This window comes from Rhodococcus sp. ACPA4 (assembly GCF_002300185.1).
Taxonomy (GTDB): Bacteria; Actinomycetota; Actinomycetes; order Mycobacteriales; family Mycobacteriaceae; genus Rhodococcus_F; species Rhodococcus_F globerula.
Genome location: NZ_NSDY01000002.1, coordinates 1,023,946 through 1,047,300, shown reverse-complemented (window position 1 = coordinate 1,047,300; position 23,355 = coordinate 1,023,946). Strand labels below are relative to the sequence as shown.

The window sequence follows — 23,355 nt, the reverse complement described above, 5'->3', positions numbered from 1 at the left end:
CGCTGACGGCAAGATCACGCCTAGCCCAGGCGCGTTCGAGCCGTTGTTTATTGCTGTTGCAGTGAGTTCAGTGCTGTTGCGGTGAGTTCATTGCTGTCGCAGTGATCTGTCGAGGGAGCCCCCGGCTCCGACTACTAGGGAGTGATCGAGATGACCGAGACCCAGGTGACCTGGCTTACGCAGGAATCACATGACAGGCTCAAGAAGGAACTCGACCAGCTCATCGCGTACCGCCCCATCATCGCCGCCGAGATCAACGAGCGTCGCGAAGAGGGCGATCTGAAGGAGAACGGCGGCTACCACGCTGCACGTGAGGATCAGGGGCAGCAGGAAGCTCGTATCCGCCAGCTTCAGGATCTGCTCAACAGCGCAAAGGTCGGCGAAGCACCCACTCAGTCCGGTGTTGCACTCCCGGGTTCGGTAGTGAAGGTGTACTACGACGGCGACGAGAGCGACACCGAGACCTTCCTGATCGCAACCCGCGAAGAGGGCGCGCGTGACGCCAAGCTCGAGGTGTACTCCCCCAACTCTCCGCTGGGTAGCGCACTTCTCGAGGCCAAGGAAGGCGAGACTCGCGAGTACAACCTGCCTAACGGCGGCACCATGAAGGTCACCCTCGTTAGCGCGGAGCCGTACCACAGCTGATCGGTTACACACGAAACAAACGTCGCCCGGACATACTCGTCCGGGCGACGTTTTTTCTTGCCTAGATCACTCGTCGCGCCTTCATACCGGCGAAGATCGGACCGACTTTCACTACGTCGCCGAAGGTCGGCGCGTGCAGCATCTGCCCGTTTCCGACGTAGATCGCGACGTGTCCGGGGCCGCCTGCCTGCCAGTTTCCGAACAGCAGATCACCTGGTTGCGCTTGATCGAGGGGAATCTCGACGCCGACACCCCATTGGGTTTCCGACGTGCGTGGCAAAGTGATCCCGGTTGCGGCGTGGATGGCGTACGACGTCAGTCCCGAGCAGTCGAACCCGCCCATCGACGGACCGTTGATGTTTCCTCCGCCCCACACGTACGGCAGTCCGAGGAATTTCAGTCCGGCTTGGACTACACCGCCCACCGCGGCCGCAAGATTGTTGTAATTGAACGGCGCAAGCATCAGGGCAAAGGAATCCTGCAAGGACGTGACCTGCGCGACGAAGGGTGCCGCAGTCTGATCCTGCGGAACGCCGTGCGCTGCCCGCACTGCCTCGGGCCCGACGTCGTAGGCTGCCAGCGCCAGTTCGACGGTATCGCCCTGGACCTCCCCTGATTGCTGCCACGCCTGGGCCTGCTTCACCAGTTCACACAGTCGGTAGCCGGACGTCATTACGGGGTCTGCGACACCGAAGATGTCCATCTTGCCGTCGCCGTCGCCGTCCTTGCCGTACGCCGTCCACGCTGCTGTGGTGAATCGGCCAGGTCCGCGCCCACCCTCGTCCGACACTTCTGCGCCGGGGCCGTATTGAAAGCCACTGCGCGTCGAATACAGAGATGCCACCACCGCCGGCGTGATCTCCGGGCAGATTGCGCCCGCTTTCTTGACCCACGGAGCAAATACCGCGACCGCGCCAACCGGCGCCAGAGCAGCACCGGGAAAATTGGACGGCACCGAGGGCACAAGCCCTTCCGGATTCTCTTGTGCTCGCACCGGCCCGCCCCAGGCCGCGAGTGAGATTTCCGCGGCGGGAGCTGCATTCGCCTCGGCGGGCGTCCCCAGTGTTGCTCCTATCACCCCCAGTGCAGTACCGATCGACACAGTGATCGCCAGGACACTCACTGCCATCAAAAACCTCCGGTAACTGATCGATCCACGAGCCGGCCGAACCTGTCGGTGGCACCGCCTAGGGTTTCGAACATGCATTCGATATCCCCGGTGGCACACCAACCTGTAACCAATGTCTCATTTATCACGTCAGACGTTACCCAAATGACCACATACCCCAAGGCTTTTCTCAGGTTCGGCGGGCAGGCTGTGGACATGAGCGACGATCGGACACGGCCCACTCGGGCTCGCACCTCGGCATACCGACCCGTTCACCTCGCGCTTGCTGCGACGGCTGTTGCGGGCGCCATCGCAAGTGGTGGCTTATCCCTCGTTTCCAACCCCACCGACAGTTCCACCACGACGGCCATCTCCACCGACACCACCTCGAAGCATGCGGCCGCATCACGACTGGTCGTAGCCAGCGGGTTCGGAGTTCCGGACGCCGTCTCGAACGGTTCGTGAACGCACCACGCGCCGCAACCGAATGGCTCACCTGGGGCGTCCAGGCACGCGTAGTCGTCACCGATCCCGGCGCCCTCGCCTCCGCCGCCAGTCTCGTGCGGGGTTATCTGAGCGCTGCCGACGCGGCCACCAATCGCGATCGCGCAGACTCCGAGATCCGCACATTCGGATCCGGCCCGGCTCTCGAGGTCGACGGCGCCCCCATAACGCCGATGTTTGCGCATTTCCTCACGGACGCACTCGCGATCGCGCGCCTCACCGACGGCAAACTCACCCCAACGGCAGGCTCGCGAGATCCACACTCCTGGTGGAAGATCCGCGTCGAGAGCAACCGGGTGTTCAGCCCGGCCGACGTTGTCCTCGATCTATCCGCCACTGCGCGCGCCAGTTCGGCTGACCATTGCGCCGCAACCACAGCCGAACTTCTCGGCTGCGGGGTTCTCGTTGCCTTGGGCGGAGACATAGCCGTGGCCGGACCGTCGCCGGAAGGCGGCTGGCAGATTCAGGTTCAAGATCTCCCGGGTGACCCCACGTGTCAGGTTGCCGTTCCTTCCGGGTGCGGCATCGCGACGGCCAGCACCGTCAAGCCGCTTGCCCGGGAATCGACGGCAACATCGATGTGGCGCACGGTATCGGTGATAGCCGAATCCTGTGCGGAGGCAGCAGCACTGAGCCGGGTAGCCGTGGGAATGAGCGGCTCCGCCATCGATTGGCTGCACAAGCTGGATCGCCCGGCCCGCCTGGTCGATCAGGAGTTCCGGGTCACCACCCTGGCAGGGTGGCCGGACGACTGACACTGTGCGCCTTTGTCAACCGCCCGCGGTTGACAAAGGCGCACAGCACAGAGTTACGCCAGCGCCTGCTCGATATCGCCGACCAGGTCGGAGGCATCTTCGATACCAACCGACAGACGGACCAGGTCGTCGGGAACTTCGAGCGCCGAACCGGCCGTCGACGCGTGGGTCATAGCGCCCGGGAACTCGATGAGCGATTCGACGCCGCCGAGAGATTCTGCGAGCGTGAAGATTTCGGTGCGTGAGCACAAGTCGAGAGCAGCAGCCTTGCCACCCTTGAGCCGCACGGAGATCATGCCGCCGAATCGCCGCATCTGCTTGGCCGCAACCTTGTGCGACGGATGCGAGGCGAGACCCGGGTAGATGACGCTCGCGACGGCGGGGTGCCCGTCGAGCAGTTCGACAACCTTTTCGGCGTTGTCGCTGTGACGCTCCATCCGCAATGCCAATGTCTTGATGCCGCGCAGCGTGAGGAAGGCGTCGAACGGACCGGGAACGCCGCCGGAACCGTTCTGCAGGAACGCGAAAGCGTGGTCGAGCTCTTCGTCGTCGCAGACCAGTGCGCCACCGACCACATCGGAGTGTCCACCGATGTACTTGGTAGTGGAGTGCAGAGCGATGTCGGCGCCCAACTGCAGGGGCTGCTGCAAGTAGGGCGAGGCAAAGGTGTTGTCCACCACGATCTTTGCATTGCCCTCGTGCGCAACCTCGGCCAGGAGTTCGATGTCACCGATGTTGAGCAGTGGGTTCGTGGGTGTTTCCACCCACACCAGCTTGGTGTTGGGTCGCATCGCTGCGCGTACCGCGTCGACGTCCGAGACCGGAGCCGGGGTGTACTCGATGCCCCACTGTGTGAACACCTTGTCGATGAGTCGGAAGGTTCCGCCGTAAGCGTCGTCGGGGATGACGAGGTGGTCACCCGGGCGCAGAACGGATCGGAGGAGGCAGTCAGTGGCAGCCATGCCCGAGCTGAAAGCCCGACCGTAGCTACCTGATTCGAGTGCCGCCAGGTTCGCTTCGAGCGGTCGACGAGTGGGATTGCCCGTGCGCGCGTACTCGAATCCACTGCGCATCCCACCCACACCGTCTTGCGCGAAGGTCGAACTCGCGTAGATCGGAACGTTGACGGCACCGGTCAGCGGATCGGGCTCGTAGCCCGCGTGTACCGCTTTCGTGGAGAAACCCTGCCAGCTGATGTTGTCGGCCTTGCTGCGTTGCTCGCTCATGCCCACCAGACTAGTAGCCACCTCGCCGATGCAGGGCGGCTGTGTCAGTTCTCGACCAACTCCACGACTCTGATTGCCGCATCCAACGCGGCGGTCTCGGTGAGGTCGGGGCTGTACATCACCATGGTCATGTGTTCGGGTGAGAGAACAGTGATCGTCAGACCACCTTTGGCAACCGCACCCAAACTTCTCAGTCGCGGGTCCTGCAGGTCGTATCCACTTTTTGCCATCGTGTCGCGCGTACTCTGCGAGTTGGTCATCGTAAAGGACGTGATGGCGATGGACCTGCCGCCGTCCATCCAGATGCACCCGTTCGGCATGTCGTTGGGGGCGCCGTACGGTTCGACGATGTCACGGACTGCCGGCATGAGGGTCGAGCATTTCACCGAGCCTGAGAAGGCCGGAGCGAGCGATGCCGTCGGCCTAACCGTCGTCGGCGCCGTTTTGGTGGTAGTCGACTTCCCAGACGGGGCGCTAGTCGACACCGCTACCTTTGCCCCCGATGCTGCTTGCGGAGTGCCGGCAACCGTCGAACTACACGCCGTTGTCACCAGCACTGCCGCAAGAACACCGATATATCCGACGAGTTTGTCCCCCATGGGCGCTGACCCTACCTTCCGGGGGACAAACTCGGATGTCTCAGGATCCGGCGCTGAGGAATCCCAAAAGGTCGTGGCGGGTGATGACACCGACGGGCTTACCGTCGTCGACGACCATGAGGGCGTCAGTATCGCCGAGTGCCTTGGTCGCGGCCGAGACCGGCTCGCCCGATCCGATGAGCGGGAACGGCGCACTCATGTGCTTTTCGACCGAATCGGCAAGTTGCGCACGGCCTTCGAATACTGCGCTGAGCAGATCACGTTCGGTGACACTGCCGGCCACCTCACCTGCCATGACGGGCGGTTCGGCACCAACCACCGGCATCTGTGACACACCGTATTCACGCAGGATCTCGATGGCGTCACGCAAGGTTTCCGATGGGTGCGTGTGCACGAGATCGGGCAGTTCTCCCGACTTTCCGCGCAGCACGTCGCCCACGGTGGGGACGTTTGCCTTGCCGTCGAGCGGAGTCCGCAGGAAGCCGTACGACGCCATCCACTGATCGTTGAAGATCTTGGACAGGTAGCCGCGGCCACCGTCGGGAAGGAGTACGACAACAAGTGCGTCGGGGCCTTCGCGCTTGGCGACCTCGAGTGCCGCGACGACAGCCATGCCGCACGATCCACCGACCAGCAGGCCTTCTTCACGGGCCAGACGACGCGTCATCTCGAAGGAGTCCGCATCCGACACGGCGATGATCTCGTCCGGAATGGACGGGTCGTAAGCCGTGGGCCAGAAATCTTCGCCGACACCTTCGACCAGGTACGGACGACCCGTGCCGCCGGAGTAGACGGAACCTTCGGGGTCGACGCCGACAACCTTGACCTTGCCGCCCGACACCTCTTTGAGGTAGCGGCCGGTGCCGGTGATGGTTCCACCGGTGCCGACGCCGGCGACGAAGTGCGTGATCTTGCCGTCGGTGTCTGCCCAGATCTCGGGGCCGGTGGTCTCGTAGTGGCTTGCCGGTCCGCCCGGGTTGGAGTACTGGTTGGGCTTCCAGGCACCCGGGATCTCACGGGTGAGCCGATCGGAGACGCTGTAGTAACTGTTGGGGTGCTCGGGTGCGACGGCTGTGGGGCAGACGACTACCTCGGCTCCGTAAGCACGCAGAACGTTTCGCTTGTCTTCGCTGACCTTGTCGGGGCAGACGAACACGCACTTGTATCCGCGTTTCTGAGCGACGAGCGCCAAACCGATTCCGGTGTTGCCTGACGTCGGTTCGACGATGGTGCCGCCCGGCTTCAATTCTCCGGAGGCCTCCGCCGCGTCGATCATCTTGACGGCGATACGGTCCTTGGAGCTACCGCCCGGGTTGAGGTATTCGACCTTGGCTGCCACAGTGCCGTAGTTCTCGCCCGTGACGGACGTGAGTTTGACGAGTGGGGTGTTGCCGATGAGGTCTACGACGTGTTCCGCGATGCGCATCGCTCCATGTTCCCAGATCCGGCGAATCGCTGCGCGTAGACGTCGGGCGAAGGTGCGGCGATCCGGCTAGATTGACCACTGTGAGTCGGACCGGAGTGAAAGCGTCGGTGGCCACAGTGGTGGCCGGGTCGAGCGCCGGCACGGCGACGTGGTTGGCGTACCAGTACCTGATGTCGCAGGCCGGTGCCGCACGCGGCTTGATCGGACGCAATGTCTCCAAACCACCCGAAGCGGACGGTGTGTATTCGCCGGGCATCGACGCACCGGAGCGGTGGTGGCGCGGCGTTCCGTTCGACCTCCATCTGATGATTTTCGGCGATTCGTCAGCCGCTGGTGTTGGCGCCGTGACCGCGGACGAGGTACCGGGGGTGCGGATCGCGAAACTCCTCTCGGAGGAGACCGGGAAGCGAATCCGCCTGAGCACCAAGGCTATCGGCGGCGCCACGTCGCGCGGTTTGAGTGGCCAGGTCGACGCCATGTTCATTGCCGGGGCGGCGCCGGACGCGGCGGTGATCCTGATCGGCGCAAACGACGTGACTGCCAAGAACGCTATTCGAGCATCGGCCAGGCGTCTCGGTGACGCAGTACGGCGCTTGCGTGAGAGCGGCGCCGTCGTCGTGGTCGGCACGTGTCCCGATCTGGGGGTGGTCACCGCGATCCCACAACCGCTGCGAACCGTCGTACGCGAGTGGGGACATCGTTTGGCGGCAGCGCAGGCGTCGGCGACAAGAGCTGCGGGTGGGCATCCTGTTCCGCTGGCCGATCTGCTCGCAAAAGAATTCCTCGCTTCGCCTGACACGATGTTCTCGGCTGATCGGTTCCACCCGTCGGCGGCCGGCTACGAGCTCGCGGCCCGCCAGATCGTGCCGGTGCTCGCTGCGGCGTTAGGCGAATGGACCGGCGGACCACTCCCCGATCTCCCCCAGATCTCGGACGCCGCACAGGCACAGACGATGGCTGCCCGCGTATCCACTGCTCTGCACCGCGTTGGGTGGATCGGCCACCCGAAACCCGCAGTACAGGAGCTTGGCGACGACTGAGTGAGACTCCGTGCCCCTGTTTTCGGGTCGGCAACGTAAATTGGCAGTCGAAGCTGCATTCATCTTGCCCTGCTCGTCGCGCAGTCGTCTGCGCCGACCACGCAGTACACAAAAGGAGTTTTCATGCCCGAGGCAGTAATCGTCTCAGCAGTACGGTCGCCCATCGGCCGCGCAATGAAGGGTTCACTCAAGGACATCCGCCCCGATGACCTCGCCACCCAGATGGTTGCAGCCGCGCTGGCGAAGATCCCCGAGCTCGACCCCACCGAGATCGACGACCTCATCATGGGTTGCGGTCAGCCTGCCGGACAGTCGGGCTTCAACATCGCCCGCGTCGTCGCAGTTCAGCTGGGCTACGACTTCCTCCCCGGCGTGACAGTCAACCGTTACTGCTCCTCGTCGCTGCAGACCACACGTATGGCACTGCACGCCATCCGCGCAGGCGAGGGTGACGTCTTCATCTCCGCCGGCGTCGAGTCCGTCTCCAGCTTCGTCACGGGCAACGCAGACGGCCTGCCGAACACCAAGAACCCGCTCTTCGACGCAGCGCAGGCGCGTAGCGCCAAGCTCGCCGAAGGTGGAGTCGCCTGGACCGATCCTCGCGAAGAGGGCCTGCTCCCCGACGTCTACCTGGGCATGGGCCAGACGGCAGAGAACGTTGCCTCCGCTACCGGCATCAGCCGCGAAGATCAGGACCGCTTCGCTGTTCGCAGCCAGAACCGCGCAGAGGAAGCCATCAACCGTGGCTTCTTCGAGCGTGAGATCACCCCGGTCACCCTCGCGGACGGCACCGTCGTCTCCAAGGATGACGGCCCGCGCGCCGGCACCACCTACGAAGGCATCAGCGGCCTCAAGCCCGTCTTCCGTCCCGACGGCACCGTCACCGCAGGCAACGCCTGCCCGCTCAACGACGGCGCTGCCGCTCTGGTGATCATGTCCGACACCAAGGCCAAGGCTCTGGGCCTGACGCCCCTCGCCCGCATCGTCTCCACCGGCGTCTCGGGTCTGTCCCCCGAGATCATGGGCCTCGGCCCGATCCAGGCCGTCAAGAACGCCCTGAAGTTCGCGGGCAAGTCGATTTCCGACATCGACCTGTTCGAGATCAACGAGGCTTTTGCGGTCCAGGTCATCGGATCTGCTCGTGAGCTCGGCATCGACGAGGACAAGCTCAACATCTCCGGCGGTGCACTGGCACTCGGCCACCCCTTCGGTATGACCGGTGCACGTATCACCAACACCCTGATCAACAACCTGCGCGAGCAGGACAAGACCTTCGGCGTCGAGACCATGTGTGTCGGCGGCGGACAGGGCATGGCAATGGTGATCGAGCGCCTCAGCTGATCTCCTGAGCACGTCGAAAACGGCCGCCCGGCTTCTGCCGGGCGGCCGTTTTCATGTAGTCGTGAATTTCTGAGCAAAACTGCCCAACTCGCGAATCAACTCTCGCGCGGCATCATCCTCGCGCTGTACTGCCGCTCGGGCTTCCTCCGACCATCCTTGGCGCAGTAGCTTTTTCGCGGCCAGGACTGCGGGTCGGACATTGCCCGCGATCTGCGACGCAGCCTCCATCGCTCGGGGATGTAGCTGATCAGCCGGAACTGCCGCGACCGCAATGCCGATCTCGGCTGCTTCTTTTCCGCTCAGCCACCTGGCCGTCAACAGAAGTTCGGATGCACGTTGTGTGCCAACCACTTTAGGTAGCATCCAACTGCTCGCGGCCTCGGGCGCTGTTCCGAGTGATGTGAACGGAGCACGCAACCGGGCGTCGTCGGCAACGTAGACGACGTCACAGAAGAGCAACATCGTCAGACCGATACCGACAGCGGCGCCGTGAACGGCGGCGACGAGCGGCTTCGGGAACTCCACCAACGCGACGATCAGCGGCGCAAATGCGTGTCCGAAATCAGCGGTGTCCGCCCCGGGTTCGGAGAGCGCGCGCAGATCCACTCCGCTCGAAAATGCCTTCCCAGCACCTTCGATCACCACCACCGCGACCATTGAATCCGCGGCCGCGTCGTCGAGCGCTTCGGTCAGAGCCCGAAAGCCAGCGGCATCAAAAGCGTTGAGCCGCTCCGGCTTGTTGAGCGTCACGGTCCGCACAGATCCGTTGTCCGAGACGAGTACAGGTGTCGACATGGATATACGCACGCCCTTCATCGATAGGAACCAAGCAACTGCTAGGTATCCCAAGCACCGTAACCCGGTCGCACCGACAAAAGAAGGTGTCAGGAGTCGTAGGACAGAGATTCCGACAGGTCGCGGTTCGCATCGATCTGGCCCGAAATGACGACGAGATTCTGCTCGACTCCGCTTATTGCGTCAGTGCCGGCGACGAATCGCAGCGGCAATGTCTCCGAGTCGGAAAGAGTAACGAGAGCTCGGGCGAGCTTCTTGGGGTCGCCTCCCTGCTGTCCGTTCATGATCTTCCACGCCTCGATCGTCTGAGCAGTACGTTCCGCGTAGTCCTCGATCTCGAGCTCCGGCCAGATCGTGGACGAGCCTTCGACCAACAGTTCCGTCCGGAAGAACCCGGGCTCCACAGCCATCGTGCTGATGCCGTACGGCTCGAGATCGAAGCGCAGAGACTCCATCCACCCTTCCAGAGCGAACTTCGATGCGGCGTAGGCGGCACAGAACTCCTGACCGATCAGACCGGCAGTGGACGTGATGGTGATGACCTGACCTCTGCGCTGGCGCCGCATGACGGGGAGGACAGCACGAGTCACGTTGAGCGGGCCGAAAAAATTGGTTTCCATCTGCGCCCGGAACTGTTCAGGACTGATGTTCTCGAAGTAACCGGCGTAGAAGTTTCCGGCGTTGTTGACCAACACGTCGATTCGACCGAATCGTTCGACTGCAGTCGCAGCTGCCGCCTGCGCCGCTTCGGTTGAGGTGATATCGAGAGCAACGGCGAGTAGCTCCTCATGTGCACCGATAGCCTTCTCGACCCGGTCCGCGTTTCGTCCCGTCGCGACGACCGAATGTCCGGCGGCGAGCGCGGCTTGGGCGATGTCGACACCCATTCCTCGACCAGCGCCGGTAATGAACCACACCTTCTTTTCAGACATGACACACAGTCAAACTCGGTTTGCCCGAAGGAGGGAGACCCTGTCTATACGGTTAATGCCAGTGCCTCCCTGGACTCGTCTACGGGGGACGGGGGCGGGAATGGAGGAGTACGACGTGAATGAAGAGACTCACAATCCGACGGTGCCGATCGGTTTCGACATCGCTTGGTCTGTGTTCATGCTGTTGTGGATCGTTCTCACGGTGACTGCGGTGGTGTCCATCGTGAGGTCCGATGCCGATCCGGTCGCAAAAATCGGATGGTCTGCCCTCTCCGTCATCCTGCCGATCGTCGGGCCTGCGGCGTGGTTCTTCGCGAGCAGGCGTCGACAGAACGCACTATGACAAAAGAAATGGCCCCCGCATCGCGGAGGCCATTCTTGTTACTGCGAGTTGTCAGTCGCGACTGAAGTAGCTCAGCAGGCGCAGGATCTCGACGTACAGCCAGACCAAGGTGACGGTGAGGCCGAGGGCGACGCCCCACGCTGCCTTCTCCGGAGCCTGAGCGCGGATCAGCTGATCAGCGGCATCGAAGTCGAGCAGGAAGCTGAAGGCTGCGAGACCGATGCAGACCAGGCTGAAGATAATGGCGATTGGTCCACCGTCACGCAGGCCGAGTCCGCCGTCGATAAAGAAGCTGGCGACGAGGTTACCCAGAGCCAGAACCACGACGCCGATCAAGGCACCGATGATCATGCGGGTCAGTCGCGGCGTCACACGAATGGCGCCGGTCTTGTAGACCACAAGCATGCCGAAGAACACGCCGAACGTGCCGAGAACTGCCTGTGAGATCAGCACCGAGGCCGACACACCGCCAGCCGCTTCGATCGGGGCAGTGAACATGAATGACAGAGCCCCCAGGAAGAGGCCCTCGAACGCGGCATAAGCCAGCACGATGGCCGGGTTGTCCATCTTGCGACCGAAAGTCGCAACGAGAACCAAGACAAGTCCGACCAGACCGCCGACGATCACAAACGGCGATGCGAGACTCGGGTCGTTGTTCACGAGGAAGTACGAGACCAGCGCGGTCAACGCAAGCACACCGAGCGTCATGCCCGTCTTGGTGACAACATCGTCGATTGTCATAGCCCGCGAGGTGGGGCCGGTCTGGTACGGCTCGGCCGGAGCGTACTGCGGCTGGCCGAACTGCTGGGTGACCTGCGAGGCGCCCGCCGTCGCAGATCCGAACGAGGCGTATCCGTTGCCCTCTTGCTTGGGCAGATTGCGGAACACCGGGTTGCTGGTGGTGCGCACCGTGATCATCCCTTCATCGTGGTGACCTGCGACGGGTGCGTCGCGGGTTCGCCGAACGGATCCGAGTTTCCGACCGGTCCGTGTACTCACTAAAAGTAAAGCACTCGTAATTTACAACGTCGGAGCGTTCGCCGTAGTTCCCGGCAGGTTTCCGGTGGGTCAACAGTTCCCGATACTAGGACGCTTTGATCGATCGCATGACGATGAACTTCGCGTTCTTCGCCATCGCTTGACTCTCACCGACTGCTGCTTTCAACGGTTCCCGGTATCCCAGGTGGGCGTTGTGCACGGTCCATAGCTGCCCGCCCGGACGCAGTACCCGACCTGCTGCCTCGAACAGCTTGAGTGCACCACCGGTATGAACGGCGGCACCGACGTGGAACGGCGGGTTCAGGAGGACCAGGTCGACACTGGCGTCGGGCAGAGTGCTCATGGCGTCGTCCCGCAGGCCGCGAACTCGATCTCCGACGCCGTTGGCCGACGCCGTGGCGATCGCCGACGCCACCGCCGCCGACGACTGGTCCGTGGCAACGACCTGCGCGTCTGCGAACTTCAGCGCGATCGCTGTCGCCAAAATGCCACTGCCGCAGCCCAGGTCGACGACGTCCCGGGGCGTGATGTCGATCTTGCCCAGATTCTCGAGCAACAACCGGGTTCCGATGTCGAGGCTCGCACCGGCAAACACCGCTCCGTGTGCAACCACGTCGAGACCGAATTCGTCGAGCCACTCGGTCATCGGGAACGTGACCGCGACATCGGGCTTCGGCTCAGCGGCCCGCAGAACACGGGACTTCTGCCGGCCGCGCGACGCACTGACCGATGAAAAGGACTCTGCGAGAACCTTGTTCATGGCCGGGGTGATGTGCTTGTCGCGCCCGCCTGCAAAGACGCGTACCTCCGGATCGGCGTGGAGCGCGATCAGCTGGCTGATCTCCCCCAGCTCGGCGAGGCTGCGCGGCAACTGCATGAGGACAACGCGAGCGCCGCGCAGCAGGGCTTCGCCCAGTCCGTGCGACGTATAGCGCTCGGTGAATCCGAGTTCGCGGGCATTGTTCGCCAACGCCAGTTCGCCGGTGAGCGGGTCCTGGTAGACACGCACCTCGGACCGGCCGTGCTCGAGAACCGCTCCGGCCGTCAACGCTCCGTAGTGATCGCCGACAACAACTACCGATCCCGACGGCGCCGCCGCAAGTGCGTCAGCTGCCTCGTCAAGGATCAGCCGATCAGCCGCATCGACAGCAAATAGATTGGGTGCCTCGATGTCGGGAAAGCGGCGGAGTCGATCGAACATTTCGGGGGTGTCGGACATGCGGACCAGTCTCTCAGGTCCGCCTGCCCAACACTCAATCCCGCTCCGAGCAGGTGATCAGTTCGACATCCACTGCACGACGTTGTCGACGTCCTCGCGAGCAGTGCGGAACCCGTTCACGGGGTGTTCCGTGTCCGCGTATCCGAAGGAGATCGCGCACACAACGTTGCGGGTGTCGTCGATGCCGAAGTGCTCGTGGATGAACTTGGAGCAACCGGCAAGTGCCGCCTGCGGGATAGTCGCGACGCCAAGGCTTTGAGCAGCGAGGAGAAAGCTGTTGACGTAAAGCCCACAGTCGACGGCCCCGTAGGTCCCCAAAGCCTCGTCCGTGGTGATGATGGCGACGTGCGGAGCGCCGAAGAGCTCGAAGTTCTTCATGGTCTGAGCTCCGGACCCGGCGCGGTCACCGTGTTCGATTCCGACGCTCGAGTACAGTGCCATCGCGCAATCGAACCGGCGCGACTTGTAGACACCTTGATACTCGCGCGGGAACTCGAAATCGGATTCCTGCGGATTGGCCATGACATAAGCGCCTAGACCGGCCCGGAACTTTTCGGTGCCCTCGCCTTCGGTGATTGCCACCTGCCACGGTTGGGTGTTGCACCACGACGGTGTCTTCTGCGCGAGCCGCAGGATCTCGTTGATGACATCACGAGGAACCTGACGATCCTCATAGGCCCGGCAACTGATTCGGGAGTCGAGGAGCGATTCGAGGCTCGACAGGGTGGCGGTGTTCTCGGTCATGTATGCGTCTCCTCGGTCTTGACCAGCGTGTCTTTCTAGCGTTCGTTAGACCCTAACCGGTTGCGGTTTTGAAGGCCGACGCCAGTTCCCCGAAGACAGCCATTGCCTCGTCCGGGTTCGGATCGAGAGCTCCGAGAGCCACCAATACATCGGTCGCGCCGGCGTCGACAAGTTCTTCGGCCCCGAGCATCGTTGCACGTAGATCGATCGATCCGTCCGTCGCCCTGGCAATCGTCAAACGTCCGCGAATGTCCAGGGTCGACGCATCCCGTCCGAGATCCGCCATCGCCTTACGGATGACGGCCCCACCCTCTCGCAGGTCGTCATTGGTGGCACCCATGATCGGAATCCACCCGTCGCCCCAGGTTGCGACACGTCGCACGACGGCCTTCGACAACGAACCTGACACCCAGATCGGGATTCCAGTGGCTGGCCGAGGCGCGCAGTACACGTCGTCGAACTTCAGGCGGGGTGTGTCGATGCTCGCCGGTGCCGAAGTCCACAGTGCCCGGCAGATCGCCAATGCGTCGTCGAGAAGCGGGCCGCGCTTGCCGAAATCGATTCCCGCAGCATCGTATTCACGTTCCTGCCAACCGGTTCCGACTCCGAGATCCAAGCGTCCCCGCGAGAGAAGGTCGATGGTCGCCGCGGTCTTGGCCAGCACGGCTCCCCCGCGCAACGCCGCGATCACGATGCCAGTGCCCAGTCGAATCGTTGTGGTCTGTCCGGCAACAAAAGCCAGCACGCTCAAGGGTTCGAGCCAATCCGCGTCCGGCTCGGTGGGAAACGCCGACCATGTGTATGCGGAGTTGTCCGAACCCATCACGACGTGATCGGTGACCAGGACTCGATCGAACCCGGCTGACTCCGCGCTTTGACAGACCTGAACCAGTTTCCCGTAGGAATCCGCTGCCAACGTAGTGCCGAAGTTCGGAACGTTGAGACTCAAAGTTGTCATGGGTCAAGCCTTTCGGGGGCGGTTGGTCCAACCACCCTCTTCGGTGGGGAACCAACCGCCCGCGGCGTGGGAGCCACCGTCGACATGGATGACGGTGCCGGTGATGTACCGCGCCAGGTCTGATGCAAGAAACAGTGCCGGCCCGGCGATATCCACTGGTTGCCCCGGACCACCCAACGGTGCCCACTGCGGCCACTTGGCCCAGTCGTCGGCGGCCACGATCGACCGGTACGGCACCTGCACGGACTCGATGAGATCGGGCGCAATTGCGTTGACGCGCACGCCTGTTCTACCGATCTCGACGCCGAGGCTTCTGGTGAACTGCGTCAGCGCGGCCTTGTACGCCGAGTACACGGTGTGTCCCGGGATTGCCCGATGCGCTTCCACCGTGGTCAGATTCAGGATCGATCCGCCTGCGCCGCGTTCGATCATGCCGGGAAGCAGCGCATGTGTCAGGCGCAGAACCTGGTCGAAGTTGATATTGCCCATGTCCGACCAGAACGCCGGCGTCGTGGCTGAAAAGGTTTGCGGCGGTGCCAGAAAGTGGCCGACGTTGTTCACCAGAATGTCCGGTGCGAAGTCGATCAGCTCCTGCGGAATTTCGGCCTTGCGGACGTCGTAGGACAAACTTGCAACCGAACCACCTGCTGTGGAATCGAATTCGATGTCCGCGACAGGCTCGGTGTCGACGTCGACAACAAGCACCTGGGCGCCATGACTCGCATAGGCCCGTGCGATTGCGGCGCCGATGGCGTGCGCGCCACCCGTCACCACCGCCTTCTTGCCCACCAACATCGGCCCCGGGACAAACGCCGAATCGCTCACCACACATCACTCCGTCACTGTTCTCGCTCGGCAACTCGAGATGAGGCCGCTCCGCAATGCACCATCACACAAAGAGAAACCAAACGCGGCGCGCGTTCTCACTCAGCGGCAGAAGGCAATCTGTAATTCCGGCGAGACTCGATGAACGCGTCGACGTCCGCCGCCGGCATCGGGCGACCTTCCAGATAGCCCTGAACGACGCGGCAGCCACACTCGGTCACCACGGCTCTCTGACGATCGGTTTCGACGCCCTCGGCAACCGTTTCCAAGCCCATCGACTCGGCAATGTCGACAATGGCGCGAAATACCGCGGTTCTCGACTCCGTCGGATCCGCGTCCAGTTGACTCACGAAAGCTCGGTCGATCTTCAATCTGTCCACCGGCAGCAAGGACAGGCTCGCGACCGAGGAGTACCCGGTGCCGAAATCGTCCATGGCGATGGCAACACCTAACTCCGCGATCCGTAGCAGGACTTCTCGATCCGAGTCGTCGATGACCAGCGACTCCGTCACCTCGATCTCCAGTCGCTCCGCAGCCAAGCCTGTTTCGCGGAGAACGTCGCGAACGGATTCGACGTACCCCACGGAACGCAACTGCACCTGAGAAACATTCACTGCAATACGCACGTGATCGGGCCACGTCGTCGCCAGTGCGGATGCGGTGCGCAAGACCTCTGCCCCGATAGGAACGATAAGCCCTGTTTCCTCCGCGACCGAGATGAAGTCAGCCGGTGAAACCACACCCGAGACGGGGTGGTTCCACCTCAGTAACGCCTCGAATCCCACGACCGCTCCAGTGGCTGCCGACACCTGCGGTTGGTAGGCAAGTTCGAACTCGCCGTTCTGCACCGCCATTCGAAGATCCAGGAGTGCCCTGGCCCTACCGGTAGCGCGCTCACGCAGAGTCGAGTCGAACCGTCGAATCTGATTCCGACCACTCACCTTCGCGTGATAAAGCGCGAGGTCCGCGACAACGACCAAATCGTCGAGGTTTGCCGCATCATTCGGAAGTGAACCGTATCCAAGACTTCCCCGAACCCGAATCGAGTTGCCGGCGAGGTCGAATGGAACATCGATCGCATCGACGATCGACTGGAACCGCTCCTTGACTTCCTGCTCGTCGTCGATCCCGCTGAAAGCCACGGCAAATTCGTCCCCACCGAGTCGAGCACAGATTTCCGTCAGGCGCAGCACGGCGTTCAGCCGCGCCGCCACATCGACCAGCACGTTATCGCCGACGCGGTGCCCCCAGCGGTCGTTGATCGACTTGAAATTGTCGAGGTCGAGCATGGCCAGCCAGACATCGTCTCCGTCGGCGATCATCTTCGACAACCGCGCCGTGAACGTGTACCGATTCTGAAGTCCGGTGAGCGAATCCACCTCGGCAAGTTCGCGAATGTACTCCCGCTGCTGATGAACGCGCGTGATGTCGGAGCCGACGCCGCGCCAACCGCCGTCGGAAAGGCTGTCACTCCTACGATGCCCGGACATCGACCACCGTCGAGGTCGACCGCCGATCCACACGTCCAATTCGATGTCACGGAATGCGTCACCGTTGTCGAGGCGCTCGACAAGTGTGTCGAGCGCAATGCGTCCGGTCGCTGTTCTGTCGGCCCCGACGCCCTTCAGAATCTCGCTCATAGCCCGTCCACTGATCTCGGCGGCCGGCAATCCCAGACTCTCCGCAAAACGATGGGACACAGCCACCGCGATACCCTTGTCGTCGGTTTCCCACAGCCAGTCCTGCGCACCGTCTTCGAGATCGTTGAGTAGCAGTTCGACAAGATCGCGCTGATCCTCCGCGTTGAGTTCTGCGCGGAGGCGACGCTCGAAAACGTTTGCCAACACCAATGTTCCGCATTGGAGCGACACGAGATAGAGACCGAGCAATCCTAGTAGTACCCAACGCTCCGAACCTGGTTCAGTCCAGAATCCCCACGCCAGACCACCGCCGACAAATAAGATCCACACTGTCGTCAAACCCCGGAACATGACTACCGGAATGATCCCTACTACTATGCCTCCCAACAAGATTGCCGTCAGCGTCAATTCTTCGGCGGCTTCGAGAAGCGGGAAGAGAACTACCGCCGCCCACGCCAGCAGCGCCCCCCACACGAGTACCTGAACCGCCATGACGAAAAGGCCCGTGATCTCCCACGCGGGCTCGCGCGTCTTGAGCCGCGTCAACCAGAAAACGGTAAGCACGACATTGGTTGCAAGTATTAATGCCATCCACGTCCATCTGAACCAACCGGTTTCGACTGGCATGAAAGCAACGATAATGCTCAACGAACAAGCTGCGATGAGGAATGACAAGGGCATGACACGCGCGGAGTAGTGCAATCGGCGGACGAGGAGTCTTCGATCTTCGTAGTACGACGCGGGGTCGCCCGTCCACGACGGATCGATGAGATGAAGCACCGTGTGGAATGCCTGCTGCCTCATCCCTCTGCTCTCACTCATGGTGCACCGACAAGATCCGCATCAGATTCTCGAGCGTCATCGCCTCACCCGCGACACGACCCTGCACCGTCCGCACTTTCATGTCGGCCGCACCTGCGAGTTGCTCCTCGCTGTCGACCCCCAGCATCACCGCCTCCAAACCCAACGACTCGACCAAGGTCACAACGGCGGCAAGAATCGGCCACTGCCCCGGAACGGTTCCCGAGAACGACCGATCGACGCGGACGCGAGTAAAAGGGAGATCCGACAGCGATGCAAGGGACGAGAATCCGGTTCCGAACTCGTCGACGGTCAACGAAACACCAAGCCCAGCCACCCCACGCATCCCAGCCTTCGCTCGATCCGAGATCGCCGATGATTCGGTGAGCTGCAACTCGATTCGACGAGCAAGAACACCCCATCTGTCGAGCGCGTCCGCAACATGGTCGACAAGCCCATCCGATTCGAGTTCGCGCCCAGAGACGCTGATTGCCAACCGGATATCACCCGGCATTTTCGACGCAGCGCTGCATGCCTTCTCGAACAGCATCGAGCCGACGGTCGACGACAGTCCGGCGTCGTCGACAACAACCATGAATTCGGTTGCCGGCACCATTCCCAGCCTCGCGTTGTTCCACGTCGCTTTGACCTCGACCGCGACTATCGAGCGCGAAGCCACGTCGAGCTGCGGCAGAAAGCGGAGCTCGATATCGTCGGGCGATACGCCATTTCCGATGTCTTCCAACAGATGTGCGCGTCTGGTCGCGGTCAGTTGCATCGAATGCTGATACTGGAGGATTGTTCCTCGCCCCGATTCTTTGGCTGCGTAGAGCGCAAGGTCCGCCGCCACCAGTAGCGCATCAGCGGTTTGTCCCCGATCAGCCGGAACGTGGAACCCTATGCTGCATCCGATATCCAACCGGTTACCGGACACCAAAACCGGTTCTCGGAGAATATCGACGTAACTCAGCAGATCCGTGTGCACGCTGTCGTGATCGTCAACCGTTCGGAACAAGATTGCGAACTCGTCACCGCCGAGACGCGCACACAGGTGTGCTGCTCCGCCTACCTCCACCAGGCGTGCTCCCACCTCTTTCAACACTTCGTCGCCTATCGAATGTCCCAGCGTGTCGTTCACCGATTTGAAGTTGTCGAGGTCGAGCATCGCAAGCGCGATCCGAGGTTTCCCTTGCTCCGAGTTACGCACGCTGCGTTCGAGTTCCAACCAGAAATTGTGTCGATTCGGCATCCCGGTCAGCGCGTCGATCAGACCCATGCGAACGATTTCGTCGCTCTGAATCTTCACATCGGTGACGTCCGAGCCGACGCCTCGCCAGACAAAATCGTCAGGTGCCAGTCCGGGGGTAGGCCGACCGGACAGTTTCCACCACCGAATGGCGTCGCGTACCCGCACCGGAAGCATGACGTCGACAAACGCGTCCTTTGCGCTGCGAGCCTTCTCCAGTTCCAACAACGCGTCACGTCCACCAGGTAGCTCGTATGACCCCAGCTCGGCAAAGAGTTGCTGCCATGACACACCTCGCACCGCAGCCGGATCGATCCCGGCGTCGAACGCGAGCCTGCTGGGAATCCGCAAGAACCGACCTTTGCTATCGGTCTCCCACACAAAATCCGCGGCATTGCCTTCGAAATCGTCGAGCAGCATTTGCGCAACAGTCCGCTCTGCCGCGGCGCTGAGTTCCGCTTTGTAGCGCCCTTCGATATGCCCCGATACCACGATCGTGCCGGCGATCAGCGCGGTTCCGTATACCAGGAGACTGATCAGAAGCCGTCCGAACTCCGGGCCTGGTTGCTGCCAGAACGCGATGCCGAGAATCACCGTACTCGACAGAATCCAGATGACACCTAGAGAACGCAGCACCGCCGTAGTCAGCGCACCCGCACCGATAATCGCCGCCATCGTGCCCGTCATCACCAGGTCGCCGGCGTCGTCGAGGATCGGGTACAACACAATCGCGAGCGCTGAGTAGAGGACACCCGCGGCGGCAAACTCGAATGCCAGGAAAATATAGGCAAGGTGCTCGGACTGCACGATCGCCCCTCGTCTGACGGCAACCCCTACATACGCGCCGACAAGGCCGACTACTCCTGCAGCAATCGGCCAGGCCCTGAGCAAAAGGCCGCCGTCCTCGGGAATGACGTACATCGACAATCCGAGTACAACCAGAAGGTGTACCGCTGCTGCCCAGGGCAACATCGTGAAGCTGACGGTGATCTGCCGGTTCCTGAGGTCACGCCGCTGCGCCGCTGTCAGTGCGCGCTGCTCGGCGAGCAGTGCCGAACGTGGTTCGAAACCCATCGAGCCCCCTCGCCCGTCGGACTCTGTGCGGACCGACCTACATGCAGCCTTGCACCAATCGGGCAATTATGCCGTAACAAGAATTCACCCATCGATACGGACGTCCAAGTGGCACTACGGTAGGAAACCACACGATTGCCCCAAAGTCAGCAAACCACGAGCGCCGTCATGGCAACATCATGTGAATCGACCGTGACATCGGCCGGACACCGGCCGTGACACCGGCAGGGTTCCGCACTGGTCGAGGAGGCTCGGTTGATGTCCACACCGTCACCAAAATCGGACATCAGGAACAATGGGATCTGATCGACCATCACAACGGACAAAATTCGCAACTGATCGCGCACCAGGTTCCACGATCGAACTCTTCGGGTTCAGAGAAGGACAACTACGATGGCAATCGACTACACCCGGCGCCCCTCGGAATCCACACCCTCCACAGGCTCGGTCAATCTGAGCAAGATCACACTGACCAAAGCCGCACCGACGGTCAATCTCGCCAAGGCCGGCGAACGCCAGGGAAACATGCGTGTGAATCTCAACTGGTCACAAGGTGCCGCGCCGAAGAAAACGGGTTTCCTGGCCAAACTCGCCGGCGCAGGATCTGGTGCCGTCGATCTCGACCTCGGCTGTCTCTACGAACTCGCAGACGGTTCCAAAGGGGTTGTCCAGGCACTGGGCAACAGCTTCGGAGCATTGAATACCGCGCCGTTCATCATGTTGGACGGCGACGATCGCAGCGGTTCGAACACCGGCGGCGAGAACATGCACGTCAATCTCGCCGACCCGAGCGTCTTCCGACGGATTCTGATCTTCGCGATGATCTACGACGGCGCACCCAACTGGGCTGCCGTCGACGGCGTTGTCACCCTGGAGCCGACCACAGGACCCCAAGTGGAAGTTCGACTGGACTCTGCGAGCAATCAGGCTCGCATCTGCGCAATCGCCTTCATCCAGAGTTCTGGACAAGGCGTGAGTGTTACCCGGGAAGTGCAGTACATCAACGGCAGTCAGTCCGACCTCGACCGCGCCTACAGTTGGGGCATGCAGTGGTCTGCGGGCCGTAAATAGGCAGCGACGAGACCAATCAGGGTCTGCCACTATTGCGCAATTTGTCCATATTTGACTGTGGAATTGGCTAGGCTCGATTTCTGTGGGGTCAGACATGAGGGGTCAACTCGACACCGATAGTGGGTCGGCCGTGCTATGTGCTTAGCCTGGTCGGCGGTGGTGCCCCGATTCCCTCGAGATCGGGGCATCACCTAGCTCCGTCGCCACGTAATGCGCCGCAATTTCGCCATTTCACACGCGGTTTCGCGGCTCACCGGCACGGGTACCAGAGAGGAAGTTCTCCTCGAGCTTCTCAAGACTGAACTGGTGATCCGAATGTGGGTGAAGCGAACCGACACAGTGCTGATCGTCATCGTTGCCGTCATCCTCGGGATCATGGTGTGGATCTCGAGTTCTCACCTCGCCGCGTCGATCGGGGTCACCGTCGCCGCTGCCGCAACCTTCTGGATCGCCTGCGGATTCATCCACGGATTCCATTCCCCGAAATGACCTTCATCCCTGCCGTAAACGAATAGTCAAGTACCGCAATAATTCTGACCTGTCAGTTGAATGCCGATATATTCGAAGAAGTGGACGTGCAGTCGACATCAATGATGTGGGCCAGCTTCTTCGGGATTTCGATCTCATCAAGACCTCTGACAGCGTAGGACTTTCCACTCGGCTTGATCGTCACGCGGGCACCGGGAATGACGCCGGCGTTGACCAGGAACCTGATGAGTTCGGGATCGGACTGCGCATGTTCGGAAATGGACCTGACGACGCCGGCCACAGGCAGTGTCGATTCCGGAATGTCGGCCAGTTTTGTTGCTGCACCCGTTGATTCAACTGTAATTCCGAAGTGCTCCAGCCCCGGGATGGGGTTTCCCCACGGCGAAGTGGTCGGACCACCGAGGAGGTCGACAATGCGCCGCTCAGCCTCCTCGCTCATGACGTGTTGCAGGCGGCTGGCTTCCCCATGCACAAGTGTCGTTGGCATGTTGACGACGTCGGTGAGCAGTCGCTCGGCAAGTCGATGTTTGCGGGTCACCTCGATCGCACGGATGCTTCCCGGATCGGTAAGTTCAATGAGGTTATCGTCGGCAATCGAGACCAGACCGGCTCGTTTCATCCGTGTCACAGTGTGAAATACCGTCGCAGCGGCTTGGTGCATTCGTTCGATCAAGCGAGATTGCCGCACCGGGACACGATCCTCGTTGAGGTCGTAGATGGTGCGCAGATACATCTCAGTGGTGTTGACGATTTCCTTCACGCGGCCAGATGCCTTTCCAAACAGAAGTCGTGCTTGCTCGAACGCAGTGGTGGTTCCGATACCGGACTTTGGTGGTGCCGGACCGGAGCAGGGATAGTAGAGCCGTGCGAATTCTTGTGGTGGACGACGACCGTAATGTCGCGGAAACTGTGCGCCGGATGCTGGTGACCGAAGGCTGGGTCGTGGACGTGGAACATGACGGCCGCGCTGGGCTGGAGAAGGCGACTACAGAGCATTTCGACGTCGTGATACTCGACATCATGATGCCTGCACTCAACGGGTACGAGGTGGTGCGCCAGCTGCGCCGCGACGGTGTGTGGACACCAGTATTGATGCTGACCGCCAAGGACGGAGAGTACGACCAGGCCGATGCCTTCGATTTCGGCGCTGACGACTATCTGACAAAGCCTTTCTCGTTTGTCGTGTTGATCGCGCGCTTGCGAGCTCTGGTGCGCCGCGGCGCACCGGAGCGGCCGGTGGTGCTGACTGCGGGTTCGCTGAGCGTCGATCCCACGTCTCACGTTGCCAAACGAGGAGATACCGAGTTGACCTTGGCACCAAGGGAATTCGGAATGCTCGAGTTCTTGATGCGCCACAAGGGCGAAGTCGTGACCAAAACCGAAATCCTCCAGTCCGTGTGGGATATCAACTACCGAGGCGACGAGAACGTCGTGGAGGTGTACGTCAGCTACCTGCGGCGACGGATCGATACCCCGTTCGGGTGCAAGTCGATCGAAACGATTCGTGGAGTCGGCTACCGGTTGGCAGCCGACGGCGGAGGCTAGTCGCTCCACGGTACCGATCGTGGAGGCTAT

23 protein-coding genes are annotated in these 23,355 nt (G+C 61.8%); 9 read left to right on the top strand and 14 right to left on the bottom strand.

Translation table 11 applies throughout. The features are described 5' to 3' along the window. Positions 1–150 precede the first annotated feature (150 nt). Complete coding sequence (gene greA / locus CJ178_RS28205; RefSeq protein ID WP_033234619.1) at positions 151–645, top strand: transcription elongation factor GreA; 495 nt, start codon at positions 151–153, stop codon at positions 643–645. Positions 646–706: 61 nt separating this feature from the next. Here the strand turns inward: greA and CJ178_RS28200 are convergent, their stop codons facing one another. Beyond that, a complete protein-coding gene (locus CJ178_RS28200; protein ID WP_095888497.1) occupies positions 707–1,774 on the bottom strand; it encodes a C40 family peptidase in 1,068 nt (355 codons plus the stop codon). 144 nt (positions 1,775–1,918) lie between these two features. On the opposite strand from CJ178_RS28200, the gene CJ178_RS28195 reads away from it, so the two are divergent. Beyond that, positions 1,919–2,218 carry a hypothetical protein gene (locus CJ178_RS28195; RefSeq protein WP_239654783.1) on the top strand — a complete coding sequence of 100 codons (300 nt, stop codon included), beginning with the start codon at positions 1,919–1,921 and terminating at the stop codon, positions 2,216–2,218. Beyond that, on the top strand, positions 2,215–3,012 hold the full coding sequence (locus CJ178_RS28190) for an FAD:protein FMN transferase (RefSeq protein WP_033234529.1): 798 nt from the start codon (positions 2,215–2,217) through the stop codon (positions 3,010–3,012). The genes CJ178_RS28195 and CJ178_RS28190 overlap by 4 nt, the downstream gene beginning before the upstream one ends. Before the next feature lie 53 nt (positions 3,013–3,065). Here CJ178_RS28190 and CJ178_RS28185 read toward each other — a convergent pair whose 3' ends face one another. Genes CJ178_RS28185 through CJ178_RS28175 form a run of 3 tightly spaced genes read right to left on the bottom strand, consistent with a single transcriptional unit; the run spans position 3,066 to position 6,263 of the window. Beyond that, on the bottom strand, positions 3,066–4,238 hold the full coding sequence (locus tag CJ178_RS28185; protein ID WP_045069354.1) for a cystathionine gamma-synthase: 1,173 nt from the start codon (positions 4,236–4,238) through the stop codon (positions 3,066–3,068). 44 nt (positions 4,239–4,282) lie between these two features. Next, positions 4,283–4,837 (bottom strand): hypothetical protein, encoded by a 555-nt coding sequence (locus CJ178_RS32540; RefSeq protein WP_143547547.1) that lies wholly within the window; start codon positions 4,835–4,837, stop codon positions 4,283–4,285. A 40-nt stretch (positions 4,838–4,877) separates the two neighbouring features. Beyond that, complete coding sequence (locus CJ178_RS28175) at positions 4,878–6,263, bottom strand: cystathionine beta-synthase (protein ID WP_033234532.1); 1,386 nt, start codon at positions 6,261–6,263, stop codon at positions 4,878–4,880. A 71-nt stretch (positions 6,264–6,334) separates the two neighbouring features. On the opposite strand from CJ178_RS28175, the gene CJ178_RS28170 reads away from it, so the two are divergent. Further along, a complete protein-coding gene (locus CJ178_RS28170) occupies positions 6,335–7,303 on the top strand; it encodes an SGNH/GDSL hydrolase family protein (protein ID WP_045069350.1) in 969 nt (322 codons plus the stop codon). Positions 7,304–7,426: 123 nt separating this feature from the next. Then, the gene (locus CJ178_RS28165) at positions 7,427–8,644 is read left to right on the top strand and encodes an acetyl-CoA C-acetyltransferase (RefSeq protein ID WP_033234533.1); all 1,218 of its coding nucleotides are present in this window, start codon (positions 7,427–7,429) and stop codon (positions 8,642–8,644) included. A gap of 51 nt (positions 8,645–8,695) precedes the next feature. On the opposite strand, the gene CJ178_RS28160 is transcribed toward CJ178_RS28165, so the two are convergent. Together CJ178_RS28160 and CJ178_RS28155 are read right to left on the bottom strand one after the other, a co-directional pair. After that, positions 8,696–9,439 (bottom strand): enoyl-CoA hydratase/isomerase family protein, encoded by a 744-nt coding sequence (locus CJ178_RS28160; protein ID WP_257013485.1) that lies wholly within the window; start codon positions 9,437–9,439, stop codon positions 8,696–8,698. Positions 9,440–9,528: 89 nt separating this feature from the next. Next, entirely contained in the window at positions 9,529–10,371 is an 843-nt protein-coding gene (locus CJ178_RS28155) for an SDR family oxidoreductase (protein WP_095888494.1), read from the bottom strand. Positions 10,372–10,486: 115 nt separating this feature from the next. Between CJ178_RS28155 and CJ178_RS32935 the strand changes: the two genes are divergently transcribed. Next, positions 10,487–10,714: a PLD nuclease N-terminal domain-containing protein gene (locus tag CJ178_RS32935; RefSeq protein WP_204368998.1), complete on the top strand. Its 228-nt coding sequence runs from the start codon at positions 10,487–10,489 to the stop codon at positions 10,712–10,714. Between the two features lie 51 nt (positions 10,715–10,765). Here the strand turns inward: CJ178_RS32935 and CJ178_RS28145 are convergent, their stop codons facing one another. The 7 genes from CJ178_RS28145 to CJ178_RS28115 form a co-directional block, all read right to left on the bottom strand. After that, positions 10,766–11,623, bottom strand: coding sequence for a Bax inhibitor-1/YccA family protein (locus tag CJ178_RS28145; protein WP_172937472.1), 858 nt, complete (start codon positions 11,621–11,623; stop codon positions 10,766–10,768). Between the two features lie 175 nt (positions 11,624–11,798). Further along, positions 11,799–12,932 carry a class I SAM-dependent methyltransferase gene (locus CJ178_RS28140; protein WP_095888492.1) on the bottom strand — a complete coding sequence of 378 codons (1,134 nt, stop codon included), beginning with the start codon at positions 12,930–12,932 and terminating at the stop codon, positions 11,799–11,801. Between the two features lie 57 nt (positions 12,933–12,989). After that, a complete protein-coding gene (locus CJ178_RS28135; RefSeq protein ID WP_095888491.1) occupies positions 12,990–13,676 on the bottom strand; it encodes a nitroreductase in 687 nt (228 codons plus the stop codon). Positions 13,677–13,728: 52 nt separating this feature from the next. Next, a complete protein-coding gene (locus tag CJ178_RS28130) occupies positions 13,729–14,634 on the bottom strand; it encodes a TIGR03619 family F420-dependent LLM class oxidoreductase (protein ID WP_095888490.1) in 906 nt (301 codons plus the stop codon). 3 nt (positions 14,635–14,637) lie between these two features. Then, positions 14,638–15,429, bottom strand: a complete 792-nt coding sequence (locus CJ178_RS28125; protein ID WP_045069865.1) for an SDR family NAD(P)-dependent oxidoreductase — start codon at positions 15,427–15,429, stop codon at positions 14,638–14,640. Positions 15,430–15,557: 128 nt separating this feature from the next. Beyond that, a complete protein-coding gene (locus tag CJ178_RS28120) occupies positions 15,558–17,726 on the bottom strand; it encodes a putative bifunctional diguanylate cyclase/phosphodiesterase (protein WP_257013484.1) in 2,169 nt (722 codons plus the stop codon). 187 nt (positions 17,727–17,913) lie between these two features. Continuing rightward, positions 17,914–20,220, bottom strand: coding sequence for a putative bifunctional diguanylate cyclase/phosphodiesterase (locus tag CJ178_RS28115; protein WP_245005950.1), 2,307 nt, complete (start codon positions 20,218–20,220; stop codon positions 17,914–17,916). 393 nt (positions 20,221–20,613) lie between these two features. Between CJ178_RS28115 and CJ178_RS28105 the strand changes: the two genes are divergently transcribed. After that, a complete protein-coding gene (locus CJ178_RS28105; protein ID WP_033234542.1) occupies positions 20,614–21,291 on the top strand; it encodes a TerD family protein in 678 nt (225 codons plus the stop codon). A 306-nt stretch (positions 21,292–21,597) separates the two neighbouring features. Next, positions 21,598–21,780 carry a hypothetical protein gene (locus CJ178_RS28100; RefSeq protein WP_133637969.1) on the top strand — a complete coding sequence of 61 codons (183 nt, stop codon included), beginning with the start codon at positions 21,598–21,600 and terminating at the stop codon, positions 21,778–21,780. Between the two features lie 52 nt (positions 21,781–21,832). On the opposite strand, the gene CJ178_RS28095 is transcribed toward CJ178_RS28100, so the two are convergent. Beyond that, positions 21,833–22,540 (bottom strand): metal-dependent transcriptional regulator, encoded by a 708-nt coding sequence (locus CJ178_RS28095; RefSeq protein ID WP_095888487.1) that lies wholly within the window; start codon positions 22,538–22,540, stop codon positions 21,833–21,835. Between the two features lie 104 nt (positions 22,541–22,644). Between CJ178_RS28095 and CJ178_RS28090 the strand changes: the two genes are divergently transcribed. After that, positions 22,645–23,325: a response regulator transcription factor gene (locus CJ178_RS28090; RefSeq protein WP_045069336.1), complete on the top strand. Its 681-nt coding sequence runs from the start codon at positions 22,645–22,647 to the stop codon at positions 23,323–23,325. Positions 23,326–23,355: the final 30 nt, after the last annotated feature.

Coding starts and splice junctions, on each gene's coding strand:
- CJ178_RS28160 (WP_257013485.1), bottom strand. CDS start 9,439: ATGTCGACACCTGTACTCGTCTCGGACAACGGATCTGTGCGGACCGTG.
- CJ178_RS28140 (WP_095888492.1), bottom strand. CDS start 12,932: ATGTCCGACACCCCCGAAATGTTCGATCGACTCCGCCGCTTTCCCGAC.
- CJ178_RS28155 (WP_095888494.1), bottom strand. CDS start 10,371: ATGTCTGAAAAGAAGGTGTGGTTCATTACCGGCGCTGGTCGAGGAATG.
- CJ178_RS28195 (WP_239654783.1), top strand. CDS start 1,919: ATGACCACATACCCCAAGGCTTTTCTCAGGTTCGGCGGGCAGGCTGTG.
- CJ178_RS28120 (WP_257013484.1), bottom strand. CDS start 17,726: ATGCCAGTCGAAACCGGTTGGTTCAGATGGACGTGGATGGCATTAATA.
- CJ178_RS28130 (WP_095888490.1), bottom strand. CDS start 14,634: ATGACAACTTTGAGTCTCAACGTTCCGAACTTCGGCACTACGTTGGCA.
- CJ178_RS28115 (WP_245005950.1), bottom strand. CDS start 20,220: ATGGGTTTCGAACCACGTTCGGCACTGCTCGCCGAGCAGCGCGCACTG.
- CJ178_RS28105 (WP_033234542.1), top strand. CDS start 20,614: ATGGCAATCGACTACACCCGGCGCCCCTCGGAATCCACACCCTCCACA.
- CJ178_RS32540 (WP_143547547.1), bottom strand. CDS start 4,837: ATGGGGGACAAACTCGTCGGATATATCGGTGTTCTTGCGGCAGTGCTG.
- CJ178_RS28165 (WP_033234533.1), top strand. CDS start 7,427: ATGCCCGAGGCAGTAATCGTCTCAGCAGTACGGTCGCCCATCGGCCGC.
- CJ178_RS28125 (WP_045069865.1), bottom strand. CDS start 15,429: ATGTTGGTGGGCAAGAAGGCGGTGGTGACGGGTGGCGCGCACGCCATC.
- greA (WP_033234619.1), top strand. CDS start 151: ATGACCGAGACCCAGGTGACCTGGCTTACGCAGGAATCACATGACAGG.
- CJ178_RS28175 (WP_033234532.1), bottom strand. CDS start 6,263: ATGCGCATCGCGGAACACGTCGTAGACCTCATCGGCAACACCCCACTC.
- CJ178_RS28135 (WP_095888491.1), bottom strand. CDS start 13,676: ATGACCGAGAACACCGCCACCCTGTCGAGCCTCGAATCGCTCCTCGAC.
- CJ178_RS28185 (WP_045069354.1), bottom strand. CDS start 4,238: ATGAGCGAGCAACGCAGCAAGGCCGACAACATCAGCTGGCAGGGTTTC.
- CJ178_RS28200 (WP_095888497.1), bottom strand. CDS start 1,774: ATGGCAGTGAGTGTCCTGGCGATCACTGTGTCGATCGGTACTGCACTG.